11 protein-coding genes are annotated in these 15,659 nt (G+C 54.1%); 2 read left to right on the top strand and 9 right to left on the bottom strand.

Annotated features, from left to right (window positions below):
• Nucleotides 1-26 precede the first annotated feature (26 nt).
• Nucleotides 27-1,415, bottom strand: coding sequence for an ABC transporter substrate-binding protein (locus tag EPA93_RS23010; protein WP_165423337.1), 1,389 nt, complete (start codon nt 1,413-1,415; stop codon nt 27-29).
• Nucleotides 1,416-2,055: 640 nt separating this feature from the next.
• Between EPA93_RS23010 and EPA93_RS23005 the strand changes: the two genes are divergently transcribed.
• Complete coding sequence (locus EPA93_RS23005; protein WP_129889750.1) at nt 2,056-3,162, top strand: glycoside hydrolase family 172 protein; 1,107 nt, start codon at nt 2,056-2,058, stop codon at nt 3,160-3,162.
• A 285-nt stretch (nt 3,163-3,447) separates the two neighbouring features.
• On the opposite strand, the gene EPA93_RS23000 is transcribed toward EPA93_RS23005, so the two are convergent.
• Nucleotides 3,448-4,008, bottom strand: coding sequence for a DUF4126 family protein (locus EPA93_RS23000; RefSeq protein WP_129889749.1), 561 nt, complete (start codon nt 4,006-4,008; stop codon nt 3,448-3,450).
• A 225-nt stretch (nt 4,009-4,233) separates the two neighbouring features.
• Here EPA93_RS23000 and EPA93_RS22995 point away from each other — a divergent pair, with 225 nt between their 5' ends.
• Nucleotides 4,234-4,923: an NADPH-dependent F420 reductase gene (locus EPA93_RS22995; RefSeq protein WP_340689242.1), complete on the top strand. Its 690-nt coding sequence runs from the start codon at nt 4,234-4,236 to the stop codon at nt 4,921-4,923.
• Between the two features lie 115 nt (nt 4,924-5,038).
• Here EPA93_RS22995 and EPA93_RS22990 read toward each other — a convergent pair whose 3' ends face one another.
• From EPA93_RS22990 to EPA93_RS22960, 7 genes are all read right to left on the bottom strand, one after another.
• Nucleotides 5,039-5,524, bottom strand: coding sequence for a YciE/YciF ferroxidase family protein (locus EPA93_RS22990; RefSeq protein WP_129889747.1), 486 nt, complete (start codon nt 5,522-5,524; stop codon nt 5,039-5,041).
• A 255-nt stretch (nt 5,525-5,779) separates the two neighbouring features.
• A complete protein-coding gene (locus tag EPA93_RS22985; protein ID WP_129889746.1) occupies nt 5,780-7,876 on the bottom strand; it encodes a chloride channel protein in 2,097 nt (698 codons plus the stop codon).
• A gap of 90 nt (nt 7,877-7,966) precedes the next feature.
• The gene (locus EPA93_RS22980) at nt 7,967-8,572 is read right to left on the bottom strand and encodes a TetR/AcrR family transcriptional regulator (protein WP_129889745.1); all 606 of its coding nucleotides are present in this window, start codon (nt 8,570-8,572) and stop codon (nt 7,967-7,969) included.
• A 192-nt stretch (nt 8,573-8,764) separates the two neighbouring features.
• On the bottom strand, nt 8,765-10,516 hold the full coding sequence (locus EPA93_RS22975) for a GMC family oxidoreductase (protein WP_129889744.1): 1,752 nt from the start codon (nt 10,514-10,516) through the stop codon (nt 8,765-8,767).
• A 138-nt stretch (nt 10,517-10,654) separates the two neighbouring features.
• Entirely contained in the window at nt 10,655-11,488 is an 834-nt protein-coding gene (locus EPA93_RS22970) for a gluconate 2-dehydrogenase subunit 3 family protein (RefSeq protein ID WP_207229632.1), read from the bottom strand.
• A complete protein-coding gene (locus EPA93_RS22965) occupies nt 11,488-12,528 on the bottom strand; it encodes a hypothetical protein (protein ID WP_207229631.1) in 1,041 nt (346 codons plus the stop codon). The genes EPA93_RS22970 and EPA93_RS22965 overlap by 1 nt, the downstream gene beginning before the upstream one ends.
• Nucleotides 12,529-12,607: 79 nt before the next feature.
• Complete coding sequence (locus tag EPA93_RS22960; protein WP_129894623.1) at nt 12,608-15,655, bottom strand: FAD-binding and (Fe-S)-binding domain-containing protein; 3,048 nt, start codon at nt 15,653-15,655, stop codon at nt 12,608-12,610.
• Between the last annotated feature and the right edge of the window lie 4 nt (nt 15,656-15,659).

Raw genomic sequence — 15,659 nt, 5'->3', positions numbered from 1 at the left:
CGGGAATTGACTCCTATATCAGCAGATTAGATGCTTCCTCCTGAGTAACTGGCAAGGAAAGAATCAATAGTCTTTGCTGCAGTGGCAGCCTGCTGGGCCGGATCTGCGCCATTAAGCATAGTGGCTTGAATAGCATCGGAGATGGCTTTATAAATTTCGGGTGGATAGCGGGGCTCACCGCGTGCTCCGGGGAAGACCTCTTCCTGGAAGGTTTTCATAGCTCCATCTTTGAAGCCCCCTTGCTGAGAGGCTGCATCCATCACTGATTTACGTGGACCCATATCTGATTTGGCTTTGATGATCCAGTCTACGCCGCGCTGAATAGAATCCTGCTTCATTGAAGCCAGCGCCCAGGCGCAGAACTTAGCTGCCTCTTCGGGATTCTTGCCCTTGGCATTAGCCGCAAAGGCCCAGCCGCCGGCAACCGTGGTGTATTTCCCTCCCGGAGGTGTGGGAAGCTTGAAAACACCATACTTGAAGTCAGGCGCGTTAGCCTTTAAAGCCGCAGCACCCCAGATACCGACATTGAGCATGGCGCAATAGCCCGAGGACAGGTTGGCTACCACGTCATTTCCGCCGCTGCCCTGCAGCGTGCGTGGGGCCACTCCCTTTTTTACTGCATCCTGCCAGAATTTAAGCGCCTGGATAGCGCCCGGCGAATTAAAGCCGCTTTTCTTTGTCTGCTTGTCTACCGCGTCGGCACCGCCCTGCCACATAAAGGGGTACCAGGTGAAGTTCTGGTAGTAACCGGGTGTGGTCTCAAAGCCAATGCCATATTGCTTATTGGTTTTTAGTTTGGCGGCAATGTCCAGCAGCTGTTCCCAGCTCGTTGGGATATCTTTTTCGCTAAGACCGGCCTTCTCGAAGGCGGCTACGCTATAATAGATGGCCATCGGCTCGACTTCCATCGGAATGGCATAAATCTTGCCATCGACGATACGTGTGGTCATCACGTCTGGATAGAGGTCGGCCTGGGCCGCTTTCTCTATGTGTGGCGTCAGGTCCTGTAGGACGCCGCCGTTATAGTAGCGCAAGAAGTCGCCAGGGCTGATGATAAAAATGTCTGGCCCCTGGCCCGAAGCAAAGGCCGTCTGCAGTTTCGAGCCATTGACATAATCAGAATTAGGGATGAATTGCAACTTCACCTGGGTTTTATTGGCTTTGTTCCAGGCCGCAACCATGTCTACAAACCACTGACTCTGTAGCGCTACAGAGCCACCAGGCGCGTAAAATTGCCAGAAACTCAGCGAATCCGAGGAAGATGCACCTGAGCCTCCACCACAACTTGAAATGATTGTGGCCAGGCCACCTGTACTCAGGGCCGCCATGCTAGTGGCACCTGTGTACTTGAGAAATTTTCGCCGTGAAAATAGGGAGCTTCCTCGCTCGCTTGACAGAGGACGGCTGCTATCCATATCTTCTCTCCTTGTCTGCGCTTGCAAGCTCTTTCTGCAAAGCTCTGCTCTTTACTAAAATAAAGAAGTCCTGCTGCCAAAGATACTTGAACCGTGGGGCAAATATACAAAAATCAAGCGAACATGCCAGTAATTCAACCCTTTGCAGCGCGAGCTATGCCAGATGCTGGCCGCTCATTTGCCTTGTGAAAATGTTTTCATGCTGTTCGTGTGCGATTTTTCAGATTGTGAAAACATTTTATTGGCTGCTAATTACGAGAATAATACCTAAGCGCTAATCACCTTGTCAAGAGGAGCTGACTCAAGACTACATTCTGCTAGCTTGCCTTAAAGCATGGAATGGAAAATGTATAACATAATTATTTGGAATAAATGAGGCATGAATCTGCTGTGGTCCTTGACAAAATATCTGCTCGCTCCCTATACTGAACGCAGAATAAGTGGGCTGCAAGCTTTTTATGAAAACAATTTCTTGCCATAGAGGTATTGAAGTTGTACCAGGTATTCTTTTTGGAAAACGATTTCTTGTCGGCCGGGCCAGAGGCTTGGCAGTGATGCGGCTGCCTGAATTGTATCGGGCCGGGTTCGATGAGATGCCGCTGGTCTTCTGGCCGGTGGGTTGCATAAGAAGGATGGATACATGGCAAACAACGACGGTTTCAATGGACTTGGGATGAGCTTAGGCAATCTTTCGCGCCTTTCTCGTGCGCGCACACGCTCAATCAGCGCCGAAAATTTTACTGGCGAAAAGGGACGTGGGGGCATGGCGACAGAGGGCACGGGAGCCGGTTGCGCGCGTGATCTTGGGCAGGGCTGGAAAGTGTCGCCTTCGATCGAGATTGCTCCTCATACTACAGTAACGCTGGCCGAAATCCAGGAGGCGGGCGCCATCCAGCATATCTGGATGACCACCTTCCCCGATCATTGGCGCAGCTTGATTCTGCGGGCCTATTGGGATGGTGAAGAGCATCCATCTATTGAGTGCCCCTACGGCGATTTCTTTGCCAATGGTTGGTGTGAGCGCTGCAATATCAGCTCGCTGCCCGTCGCCGTTAATCCGGCTGGAGGGATGAATTCGTACTGGGAGATGCCGTTTCGGCGCAGCGCCCGTTTGACCATTGAGAATTTGAGCGACCAGAAAGTCGTGCTCTATTATCAAGTCGATTATACGCTGACAGATGTGCCCGAGGATGTGGCTTATTTCCATGCTCAGTGGCGGCGCAGTAATCCCGTGTCCTACAAGCAAGTACATACCTTGCTGGATAATGTGAAGGGCCAGGGGCACTACGTTGGTACCTATCTGGCCTGGCAGGTGAATAGCCCCGGCTGGTGGGGAGAAGGTGAGATCAAATTCTACCTGGATGGAGACAAGGATTTCCCAACTATTTGCGGGACTGGCACAGAAGATTATTTTGGCGGCGCCTGGAATTTTGAGCATCCCAAAGGAGAATATGGCACCTATTCTACGCCCTTCCTTGGTTTGCCCCAGATCATTAAGCCCGATGGCCTCTATCGCAGCCAGCAGCGCTTCGGAATGTACCGCTGGCATATTATGGACCCCATTCGTTTTAGCGAGGATTTGCGCGTCACAATTCAGGCGCTTGGCTGGAGACATGGGCATCGCTATCTTCCTTTGCAGGATGACATTGCTTCTGTGGCCTACTGGTATCAGAGCGAGCCCCATGGCCCATATCCCGCTCTTCCCGATATCGATGGCTTGGAAGTAGTAACGGGACAGCTTTACTAGGTGAAGTTTCCCCGCGCTCAATCTGTCAAGTGATGAGTAAAACAAAGGGATCTCTCACATTTCCCAGGGACTGCTAGATCAGGCAGGCTCTGGGAAATGTGCTGAATATCAGTTTCTGTTGAAGACTCTTTCTCTCCTGGCTGTAAATGGTTCTCAAAGATTTCCTCAGTTGTGCGTGTGGTCATATCCTCCTTGCACCTCCATATGAGAGTTCCTTCTTTAAGAGATCGGCTTGTTTGAGCCTGGCTGTATGAGAACCCGATAGGAAAATTATGCTGCGGAGGCTCAGGAGGCATCATTATCGCGCACGGCTAATAAACCAAGCCCATAGGCGGCTCCGTCCTCCAGCAACCCTACGGCAAAGCCCGGCAGCTTGCTATTCTTGCTCAATGTGGTACGCGCATAATATCCTGCATAGGAGCCAGCCCAGGCTCCGGCGGCACCAAGCAATAGGCCGAGCGCGGGCATTTGGCGATAGCGCTGGCAGATACTTACGCCTGCCAGGGCACCTACACTCAAGCGACCAAGGAGCGGCCCGATGTTAAGGCGGCTAGGTGTGCCCGGCAGCTTGTCAACAACAAGCTCTCCAGTAGCCAGCAGGCTTGTGGCGATGCGCGTCGCCGGTGAATTAAGGATTTGTTCCAGCTTAGTGGAAGGGTTTGGCTTGAACTTTTTGCTCCAATCGAGCAGGGCCAATGGACTCAGGGAACGTAGGCCGCAGGCAAAGCCCAACAGCGCTGCTCTGAGATAAGGTTGTACCTGTAGCGCATCGTGATCGAAGCTTGTCAATTCATTGACGATATTCGATAGGTTCATATCTGGCTCTATGAGTGGTAGTTTTGACATCTCTATATCACCTCTCTATAGTATGGCTCTCTTTTGCTGAATAGCTGTTCATTTGCTTGTTCATAAGCCCTTGGCCTGCTTATCTGCCTTTGGGTATATGGTTCCTGGCTCCAAGGAGCAGCTGTTTTATGCATATAGCACGCAGAGCTTATGCTGAATGTTTCAACCTTGAAGCATTGTTAGGGCGCCAGGGGCAATGGTGGAGGTGTGTGACGTAACTTTTCTGTGCTTAGAGGCGTGTTGTTTCAATGGTATGGTACTTTTCGAGTAGTTGAGAGAGGAAAGAGAAATATGAATATAGGTATTGTTGGGGCTGGCCGTATCGGCTCTTCCGTTGCAAAGCTCTTTGCCCAGGCAGGCCATCATGTAGTTGTTTCTCATTCGGGAGATCCGCAGGCTCTTGCCCCTGTTGTCGCGGAAGTAGGACATGGAGTTGAGGCGAGGACCTCGGGGGAGGCTGTGACATTCGGAGATATTGTTGTGCTGGCTATTCCCTGGTCCAGGCGCCATGATCTACCCAATTCCCAGCTTTTTGCCAATAGAATTGTTATCGATGCGATCAATCCTTTTGATGAGAATGGCAAAATAGTGAATCTGGGGGCGAGCACTTCAAGTCAGGAGATATCTAAGATCGTTCCTGAAGCTCGGCTGGTAAAGGCTTTCAATACGCTGAACTTTCAGACGCTAAGAGATGGGGGCCGTTCTTCTCATGAGGATCGCCTCGTCCTTTTCTTGGCTGGCGATGACTCGCAGGCCAAAGAAGTTGTCGCGCGCCTGATTGAGGAGGTTGGTTATGCCGCAGTCGACTCAGGCTTTCTGGCCGAGGGTGGGCGTCGTCAGCAGCCAGGCTCGCCGATTTTCAATGTGCCAATGACCGTGGATGAGGCGCGCAGGCGCATGACCTCATTGGCTTGAGTAAGTAGCCTGAGCTGGGGAAGGCATAGAGCTTGGGGATGCTTAATGAGAGATGTGGAATATGGATGAAACGAATAGAGTACAGGAGGAGCGCGCCGCCCCTCCTGTTTGTGTATCAGGCTTTCTTTTGTCCGAGCTGATGAATGAGTATGCCCAATTTCTTAGCGGCTTCTTGATCCTGTTGCAGGTTCTGCTGCAGCAATGGAATACACTGTTGCATCCCCATATTATTAGCAGCCTCAATTAAGGCGTTGTAGTTGGCCACTTCAAGGAATTCGCTCTGATATCCCGCGTTCAGATCAAACATGGTGAGCACGTCCTGCTGGGGGCGTTGCTGGACAAAAGTATCGTGATCCTGCTTGAGACCGGTAACTGCCTGATTATCCATCGACTGCGGCTGACGGCCAAGAATCTGGAAACACTGCTCAATATTGCGCACATGCTGTCGCGTCTGCTGTTCATGCTGTAAGAAAGCATCTTTGACCTGGGGATTCTGACATTCATTAGCCAGTACGGGCAGTACCTGAGCCAGTTTCTGCTCTACGTCGTACATACTGCCGAGATTGTAGAGAAAAAGGTCCTGTGGACTCTGCATCGTCATATGTCTGTCCTTTCTTTGCTAGAGATCGAATCTCCATCCTGGTCATCAAGCCGAGAGGCCTTATGCCCTCTGTTTATGGCTGCAGCTAGCGCAAGCAACTACAGCTCTGGCCAGCACAGAAACCATACGTTCCAATTGTTGTGTTCTGCAGATTGAGCTTTAAACGCCACTGGGAGAAACACGTTCTTTTGTAAAAAAAGGTGACGATGATTTTTGCTCAATTGCTGGTCGAACCAGGTCTCCCGGCCGTATCTTTCAGGCAAGCAGATGATCCGCGGCCTGCTGCTGGTTTTGTAGATACTGCTGTAGACTATCTTCGCCTTGAGGGCTAACCAGGAAGGTAACGACGTCTCCGGGCTTGATGAATGCGCTTCCACGAGGAAAGAGTAGCTCATCGCTGCGGCGAATAGAAACTACAAGGCATTCGCGAGGCAAATGTGCTTCGCGCAATGGGCGCCCGGCAATAGGCATGCCATCCTCAATGGTTACTTCTAGCATGACAGTTCCTTCGACCAGGCCGCGCATACGGCGCGAATCCCTTGCCAGCGTTTTGCGATATGTGCGCACAATATCGGCTGCGGAGAGGATGCCGACAACAGGCATGTGTCCGCTGGATGCCTCTGCATCTACGACAGGCGCCCAGCTAATACGTTTACTGGTTAATTGTTCGAGGGCCTCGTCAAGAGTTTCTTCGGGATAGACTACCAGTACGTCGCGATTCATAGCTTCACTGACGAGGCGTTGACTGCGTTCCTCTGGCGGGACGCGTTGTATATCCAGCAGGGTCAGCACACCTTGCAGCTCGCCGGCGGGATCGAGTACTGGGGCTCCGCTTTCCAGGCGGTCCGCAAGTATCTGTTCGGCTTCGGCGACGCTCTGCTGAGGTGCGAAGTGCAGCGTAAGCGAAGACATCGCTTTACCTACGGCCAGGGTAGAGAGCAAGGGGAAGGAGAGTTGAAGCCGATGCGCCGGTGAATCGGCACGGGTACTGAGCTGGCTGGTGTAGATGGTATTGTGTCCGACGATGATTGAGGAGATGCCGACAGCAATCATCGCTGGCGCCAGCATAGAGAGATTTCCAGTCATCTCGGCAACCATAAGCATGACGGCAAGGGGCGCGTGGGCGATGCCTCCAAAGAGGGCCATCATGCCTACAATGACAAACGGTCCGGGTGTGGCCGGCAAGCCAGGCAAAACGTGGTAGCAGAGGCGCCAGACCGTCGCGCCGAGCATGCCACCTATAACCATTCCGGGGCCAAAGATACCGCCGGAGCCGCCGGAGCCGACAGTCAGGCCGGTTGTGATAATCTTGGCGAATGGGAGTAAGAGAATGATCCAGAGCGGGAGCGAGAGCAAGCCTTTGCCCATACTAAGCTGAACCCAGCCATAGCCCATACCCAGGGCTTGCGGTATAACCAGGGCGATCAGGCCGACCAGCAGGCCGCCGATGGCTGGCTTGATCCAATTTGGCAGGCGCAAGCGCTGAAAGATATGTGTGATGCCATAGAAACCTCTGGCATAGAGTACACCCACAAGCCCACAAATAATGCCCAGCAGGATGTAGTAAAGCAGCTGCGGAGGCGAGGTAAAGGCAAGGTTTTCCGAGACGGCAAAAATAGGTGTCCAGCCCATCCAGGCCCCGAAGACGCTATAGCCAACGATGGAAGCGATCAGGGCCGGGATGATTGCCTCGATCTCCAGATCATTTTTATAAAGAATTTCCGCAGCCAGAATCGCTCCGCCCAGGGGCGCACGGAAAATCGCCCCGATGCCGGCACCAATGCCTGTAGCAATCGCAATACGTCGATCCTGGAGATCCAGGCGTAAGATAGAGGCTAGTAGCGAGCCGAAGCCGGCGCTAATCTGCGCAGTTGGCCCTTCGCGGCCAGCCGAACCTCCAGTGCCAATGGTGATAGCGGAAGCCACGAGCTTGATGATGGGGATACGAGCGCGAATGGGCAAGCCCTGGTGGAAGGCCTTAATCGCGGCATCCGTGCCATGACCCTCAGCTTCTGGGGCCAGGGTAAACACGATAATGCCGGCCAGCAGACCGCCGGCTGTCGTTATTACTGGCAGAAGCCAAGGGCGGGCCGCCGACCAGAGAGACATTACTCCGCTCGCGCCTTCGCCAGCCGGAGACGGAGGAAGATAACCGACCAGCTGCCCAAGAAAAGTGACGGTAGCCAGGTGAATGGAGACATAGAAAACGATGGCCCCGATGCCCGCGACCAGGCCAATCAGTGTGCTGATCAGCAGCCATTTAAGGAGATACCGAGGGCTTTCAAAGCTCCGTTTTGTGCGCCTGATGTGAAAAAGACGGCGCAAGAAAGGAATAAATAGACCTGCTTTCATGCATGAAACTCCTATGTCGCTCAGACCATACGTAAATGGGTGGGCAGACATTCAAAAAAACAAAGAAAAAAAGGCAGCAAGCGAGCCAGCTTAGGCTAGGGCTCCAATGCCGCGCAGAATAAATTGTGCAATATCATCTGCTTGCTTCCAGATATCGGTATCTGCCTGTCCCAGCACCCGAGCTGAGAGCACATACGATTCGGTCAATGAGAGGACCATAAGCGCTGTAGCTTCGAGATTATCGCACTGCAGTTCACCGTGGGCCCGGCTCTGCTCCAACATTAAGGCAATTACGGCAAGGTAATCGCGCAAGAGCTTGGTGGCTTCGGCTTGAAAGGCGCGATTGACCCCGTAGAGCGCGCTCATAAAAACGTTGAAGCTGTCGTTTTCTTCTGCGGCCAGGCGTGCGAAGGCGAGAAACAGGCGTTTGAGGCGTTGTTCTAGCGTGCCATCGGCGGCAATCGCGGCTCGGATAGCCGCCATGTGGGCCTGCGCGATGTAGCGCAACATGGCAAGAAAGAGTTCGCGCTTATTCTCAAAATAGAGGTAGATGGTGCCTTTGCCAATGCCCGCCTGTTCTGCAATCGTATTAATGTTGGCCTGATCAAAACCCAGGCGGGCAAATTCGCCGGCCGCCTCGCGAATAATACGGCGGCGTGTAGCTTCGCGCGTTTGTTCATCGACGATCTTTGGCATATATCCTCCTGGCTTAGGCGCAAGTCAAAACTAAACTCTTTAGCTCGTTTTACTGGGCGGTTAGTCATGATTGACCGCTTCTAGTATGCCATTGGGCAGGAGGTTTGTCAAGAAGAAGGAAAGCTCCCCTCTCTCCGCTTGACCTGCTCTGGCGCTCATAAGCTGCGGGATGCCATAGAGGGGAGGGCTGTGCTAGCTTTTCATGCTTGATTTAAGGCGCGGCACGCCATGCCCGGCGGTTCCGGCTGGCGAAAGGTTGGTGCGTACAGGTGGGTACTCAGTGATGATGCGCTCTGGATGCTGCGATAGAAGGCTAGCGGAGTTAGAGATGAGATAATCGGCGCTGCGGGCGGCAAGGGCTTGAATGGTCAGGCCAGGATTGGCCGAGCCCTGCGTGGGCAGCAGGCTACCATCGCAGACAAACAGATTAGGGATATCATGGGTGTGCCCAAATTTGTCTGTAACCGAGGAACTGGGATCGTTGCCCATACGTGCGCCACCTACCAGGTGAGCATAGCGCGGCTCCTCAACGACTTCCTGAGCGCCAGCTGCCTGCAAGATCTCGGTGGTCTTCTGTACGCCTGCTCTAGCAATTTTTTTGTCGTTCTCATGGAGCTTGAAGGTAACTTTGGCCACGCGTAGACCGTATTGATCCTTTTCGTCGGCTAGCTCAACGCGGTTATCCTCCCAGGGCAGGATCTCCCCCAGCACGCCTAGAGCCGTCCAGTGATTATAATCCATCATAAGTTTGCGCATGCCCCAACCCCAGGCCCCTTTCGCCACCATCATTTGCTTGGCGAAGGCGATGGGCAATGGACCAACTGTCTGGATCGCATAGCCGCGCACAAAGTCGTTTTTGGGGTCAGTTTCATAGAACTCTTCGGTCAGGCCATGCGCTGGCGGCGCTTTATACATCCGTACGGGCTGCTCGAAGCGTCCCAGGACGACGTTGCCGATCTGGACCATGAGATATTTGCCTAGTGTGCCGCTAGAATTGGCAAGGCCATCTTCAAAGCCCGGACATGCCGAGTTCAGGAGCAGGCGTGGAGTCTCGATAGCATAGCCACTGACAATAACCACCCTGGCTTTGAGCTCTTGTTCATGGCCCTCGGGATCAATGTAGGTGACACCGGTTGTCTTGCCATTCTGCATATTGATGCGCGCAACCATGCAATTAGCGCGTAGCTCGGCGCCATTGCGTATGGCGTCGGGGACATGGCTGATCAGTGTGCTTTGCTTGGCGCCGACTTTGCAGCCCTGGATGCAGAAGCCGCGATAGATGCAATGCGGTCGATCTTTATAGGAGCCGGCCGTAATCGCGACTGGACCGCCGGCCACGACGGGAATATTGAGGCGCGTGCAGCCCCTGACCAGAATATCGCCAACGCCGCCAAGGGGATGGGGACCATAGATATAGCCGTGCGGATCGCCCCAGGGATAATAGGCGGGACCGGAGACCGGGATTTCCTTTTCTAGGAGCTCATAGTATGGCTTGAGATCCTCATAGGTAATGGGCCAGTCAACTCCCATACCATCCTCGGAATAGACGCAGAAGTCAGAAGGATGGAAACGAGGGGTAAAGCCGGCCCAGTGTACTGAACCGCCTCCGACGCCCTTGCCGCTGTTATTTGAGCCAAGCGCAATCGGATCTTCGCCGCCAGTGACGCGCTGATCGTTCCAGTAGAGCTTGTGTGAACCCGCCTCATCGCTTACCCAATCGCGTTCGGTATCCCAGAAAGGACCCGCTTCAATACCAACGACGCGAAAGCCAGCTTTGGCCAGCCGTTGCAGGAGCACGCCGCCTGCCGAGCCGACGCCAACGATACAGAAGTCTACCTCTTCATCAGGTCTGAAGTGATGCATAGGAAAATCGATAGATTGCATAGGCCCGAGCTGATGGGTCGGTTTCGCGCCTTTAAAGGCTCCCAATAGTGGCGTGTTCATGGCATTGACTCTCCTTTGGCTTACTGGTTGTCAGATACGTTCATTCGCGCTATAAAAAATCTCTTCGCCTGTTGCTTGCTATCCTGTGCAAAAGCCGCTGAATTGGCTGGTGATGCTTGTTTCCCGAGCCGAGCTGCTTTAATGGGTGCCAGCCTGGCCTGGCGTCATTTGCTTATGGCCTCCCGGACCGCCCAGGCGCTGGTGCTCACCCGAAAGCGAGGTAACCGGTGCATTCCAGTCGTAGCGCTGTTCCTCAACTTCCCAGGGCTCTGGCTTGCCTTCTAGCAGACGCATATAGCCGCGCGGATAGGCCGGTCCCCCAAAGCCTATCTCATCCCAGGCGTAGGGATGGGCATAGTAAGCCTGGACGACATCTTGCATCATCAGGAGCCAGAAGCGGTGCACCGACATCTTTTTCCAGATATCCTCAGCCGCCGGCGGCTGAGCCTGGTGGAGGGTAAACAATACGTTATCCTGTTCCTGGGGGCCAAGCTCAATAAATGGCGCATCATACATATGCTGAGCTATAGCCTCGATAGCCTGCAAGCCAAGGTGATAGGCCTCGCCATCCGGCGGCATGTCTTCGTAGCGGTATCCATCTCCCCGCTTGTTGTAGAGCCTATCATCGATGTAATTGAGGATCGGTATTTTATGCTCTTCGTCGCGATCATCCTGCGGAAGCAAGCGGTCGCAGATGGCACGCATAAGAACAGCTTCGTCGGCGCTGAAGAAGCGCAGCGGCGGTACATTGTGAAGACGATTGTTGATAACATTGCGCGTGGCCTCATCCCAGAAGGCTTGCTGGCTGAGGGTTGAAAAGCCGGGATAATAGCCGGGTTGGGCCATCGGAGCCAGCGGCTCTCTAGTTTTCGGATCTACCGGCAGGCGGCTTGTATCAACGCCCGGCAGGGTCTCAGGCGTGCTATGAGAGGTGACCGCCCGACCATTTTTGAGCATTTTCCTGGTTTTCATTATTTTTCCCTCCGTAAAAGACTGGCGAGCAAACCGATGAAGCCGGAGGCAGAGAAGAGCATGGGGGCCAGGATAGGAGGGCCATAGACAATATTATAGAATGGCTTCTTGAGGCCTCCTGAGCGGCGCAAAATGCCGCGAGCATGATAGAACGAGCCAATTATGCCGTTAAGCAAGGCGATGAGGGCCATGAGCGGTAAGAGCGTACGGGCGATAGTGCGATTCCAGATAGCGCCCAGTGCCGCTAACATAAGCATCGGCCCGATAATGATAGGCGACCATTGCATGCGATAGGCAAAGTTATTTTTGTAGTGTGAATAGAGCGATTCAATCCAGCTAAAGAGTGTGGAGAGCAGTGTAGCAACGGCGAGCATGCGCTGAAAGCGTCCTTCGCGGATGTCCTGTTCGAAGACCAAGCCTTCACGGCTTATGCGCGCTGGCAGCCAGCTCAGCCAGGACGAACGCGGCTTGGGTAATCCGGGCAAGTCCTTCTGGGGAGCGTCTTCGCTGCGCAGAAAAGAGGCAACCAGGCCCAGAAAACCTACGGTTGACATAAGAAGAGGGGCAAAGAGAGGTGGGCCCATCACTATGTTGACGATAGGAATGCGCCACCCACCTGGCTTGCGCTGAATGCCGCGAATGTGATAATAGAAACCCACGACCCCATCCAGCATGGTTAGCAAGGCGACGCCACGCAAGGCCGTACGTGCGGCCCAGCGGTTGAGCGCGCCCCACAATCCGGCCATGAAGAGGCCAAAGCAGATGAGGACCGGTGTGTACATAATGCGCTGACCATAACTACCGCGATAGTGCTCATAGGTCACTTCGAGCCCTGTAAGCAGTCCTGAGAGGCTGGTGATAAGCGCAAGGCTGCGCTGAAAACGCCCTTCGCGAATGTGCCTCTCCAGGATAATGCCTTCGCGCGTGATCTTGCGCGGGATCAGATCTTTGAAACCAGTTGACTGATGCCCATCGGCCATGAATGGCTTGATCTGCTGGCTGGCTTTCCGCACAGCCGCTGCTGGCTCTTTTAGAACCATTGGCCTTTACCTCCCTTCTTTCACCTTCTATGACAGATCAGGATAGTGTGCTTGCTTCTCTGGTATGCTAGCCCAAGATTTATGGGTAGCGCTTCCGTCCGCGCAAACGTTTCAGGAGCAGAAGCGCTCCGGCAATGGCGGCTCCTGTGGTGCCCAGGGCGGCAGCTATGAGGGGTAAGCGCAAGTTGGTAGTCGGCGCTGGTTGGCGCTGATAACGGATCTCGGGATAGATGACTGCGGGTTTGTCGCTCTCGTGCAAGGCCATCTGTAAGACCTGGGCCAGGTGTAGGGCCTGGCGATCGGTTGTTTGCGCAATTTGTTCGCGGCAGCTAAAGCCATCGGCAATGATGATGGTGTCCTTCTCTGCCTGGCGCACTGCCGGGAGCAGCGCACGCTCGCCAACTTTAAGCGAGACGTCGTAATGATCTTGCTCGAAGCCAAAGGCCCCGGCCATCCCGCAGCAGCCGGAGTCGGGCACGTGATAGTCAAGGCCCAGTTTATGCAAAATGGCTTCCTCGTCGTGCATTTTCATGATTGCTTTATGGTGGCAATGGCCATGCACGATAGCTTTGCGCGCCAATTTGGGCGGCTGATAGTTCTCGGCCTGGCTTTCCAAAAACTCGCTTAGCAAGAATGTCTGCTGGGACAAGCGTTTTGCATCCTCATTATCGGGCAAGAGATTTTTTAGCTCATCGCGAAAAACTGACACGCAGCTTGGTTCCAGGCCAACGACTGGAATACCGGCCTCTATAACCGGGCGCAAGCTCACTAGCACCTGATTTAAGAGCTTTTCGGCCTGCTCAAGAAAACCATAGTCGTAGAGCGGGCGGCCGCAACAGAGTGCTTGCTCAGGCACGATTACCTGGAAGCCCGCTGCCTCCAGAACCTCAACAGCTGCCATGGCGGTCTCTGGATGGAAGTAGTTGTTGAAGGTATCGGGCCAGAGCAAGACGCGTGGTCTGGCGGGATCAAAGACCACATCGCGCCGTTTAAACCACTGTTTGAAAGTCTGGGGCGCGAAGCGCGGGATCTTGCGTTCTGGAGCGAAGCCGCCCAGGCGTTTCACAATCTCGCTAAGAGGTGGGGTCTGAGTGATGTAGTTCACAAGGTCTGGCATACGCGAGGCCATCCTGGCCCACCAGTAGATCAGGCCCATAGAATAGCCTGTGAGCGGGCGTAATCTGCCGGCATAGTAATGGGAGAGAAATTCGGCTTTATACGTTGCCACATCGACATTGACCGGGCAGTCACCCTTGCAGCCCTTGCAGGCCAGGCAGAGATCCAGAGCCTCCTTTACATGCTTGTCGCGCCAACCATGGCCAATCGGGTTTCCCTGGAGCATTTCAAACAGCAGGTGAGCGCGTCCACGCGTTGTATCGGCTTCTTCGCGGGTCACCATAAAGCTTGGGCACATCGTACCGCCTTCGGTTCTCCGGCATTTGCCAACTCCAACGCAGCGCAAGGTTGCCCGTGCAAAGCTGCCCTCATCGTCGGGAAACTTGAAATGCGTTTGCACATGCTGCGGATTGTAATGGGGTCCTGTGCGCAGATTCTCATCAAGACGATAGGCATTAACAACCTTGCCCGGATTTAACTTCCAATCGGGGTCCCAGATTGACTTAAATTCGCGAAAAGCCTCGATGAGCTCAGTGCCAAACATTTTGGGCAAAAGTTCGGCGCGTGATTGGCCATCCCCATGTTCGCCTGAGAGCGAACCGCCGTAGTTTATCACGATATCGGCGGCTTCTTCGACAAAGGAGCGATAGTTATTGACGCCTTGAATGGTCTCAAAGTCGAAGTCTATGCGCGTATGCACGCAGCCCTGGCCAAAGTGGCCATAGAAGTCGCACTCATAGCCATGCTTCTTGATAAGCTTATAGAAATCGCGCAGGTAGTTGCCCAGGTGCTCTGGGGGAACTGCTGCATCTTCCCAGCCGGGCCAGGTTGTCTTCTTGCCGGGTACAAAAGCTGTAGCCGCCAGGCCCGACTCGCGAACCTGCCAGATTTTTGCGGCATCCTCACTATGTTCGCAAAGCTTCATCGCCGGAGCGTTCTCTTTATGCTTGAGCGCCTCCATCAATTTATGAGCCTTATCACTTGCTTCCTCTGTGCTCTCGCCTCCAAACTCGACAAGTAGCCAGCCATTGCCAGAAGGCAAGAGTGAGACATCATTGGGATGCAGGCCCTTCCTCAGCATGTCGTTAACCAGGCCACGGTCCATGCCTTCAAGCCCGATAGGTTTGTACTCTAGAAGCTCGGGCACATGATCGGCGGCCGCATAAGCATCGGCATAGCCGAGCACGAGCAGCGCGCGGGCTGGCGGACTGGCGACCAGCCGCGTGGTAGCTTCGAGCACAATTGCACAGGTGCTCTCTGAGCCGACAAGCGCGCGTGCCACGTGGAAGCCGTTCTCCGGGAGCAATTGATCAAGATTGTAGCCGGAGACGCGGCGCGGAATATGGGGATAGCGGCGGCGAATTTCGGCGGCGTAGCGGTCTCGCAATGCTTTGAGCCTGGCATAGATCTCGCCGCGCCGTCCGCCTGCGCCAATGATTCGTGCGAGCTCCTCATCACTCGTCTTGCCAACGCGCATACGCAGGCCATCATACGTGAGGATATCCAGCTCCTCAATATTATCGACAGTCTTGCCCGCCATAACCGAATGCACGCCGCAGGAATCGTTGCCAATCATGCCACCAAGCGTACAACGGTCATGAGTGGCAGGATCTGGACCGAAGGTCAGATGATACTTTTCGGCAGCGTTACGCAGGTGATCGAGAATAATGCCAGGCTGCACGCGCGCTATTCGTAACTCAGGATCGAGCTCGATAATCTTGTGCATATACTTGGACATATCGATCACCACAGCTACATTGCAGCCCTGACCGGCCAGGCTTGTTCCTCCGCCGCGCAGCAAGATTGGCGCGCCGTAGAGATGGCAGGTAGAGACCGCGCTAATGACATCTTCCTCATCGCGCGGAATGACGATACCAATAGGAACCTGGCGATACTGGGAGCCGTCCGTGGCATAGAGGGCACGGCTCCCAGCGTCAAAGCGTACCTCTCCTTTGACCTGGATACGCAGATCATTTTCCAGACCGCTAAGATCAATCGTGGCAATACCCATGCGC

Source organism: Ktedonosporobacter rubrisoli, assembly GCF_004208415.1.
Classification (GTDB): Bacteria; Chloroflexota; Ktedonobacteria; order Ktedonobacterales; family Ktedonobacteraceae; genus Ktedonosporobacter; species Ktedonosporobacter rubrisoli.
This window is presented reverse-complemented; position numbering and strand designations above follow the sequence as displayed.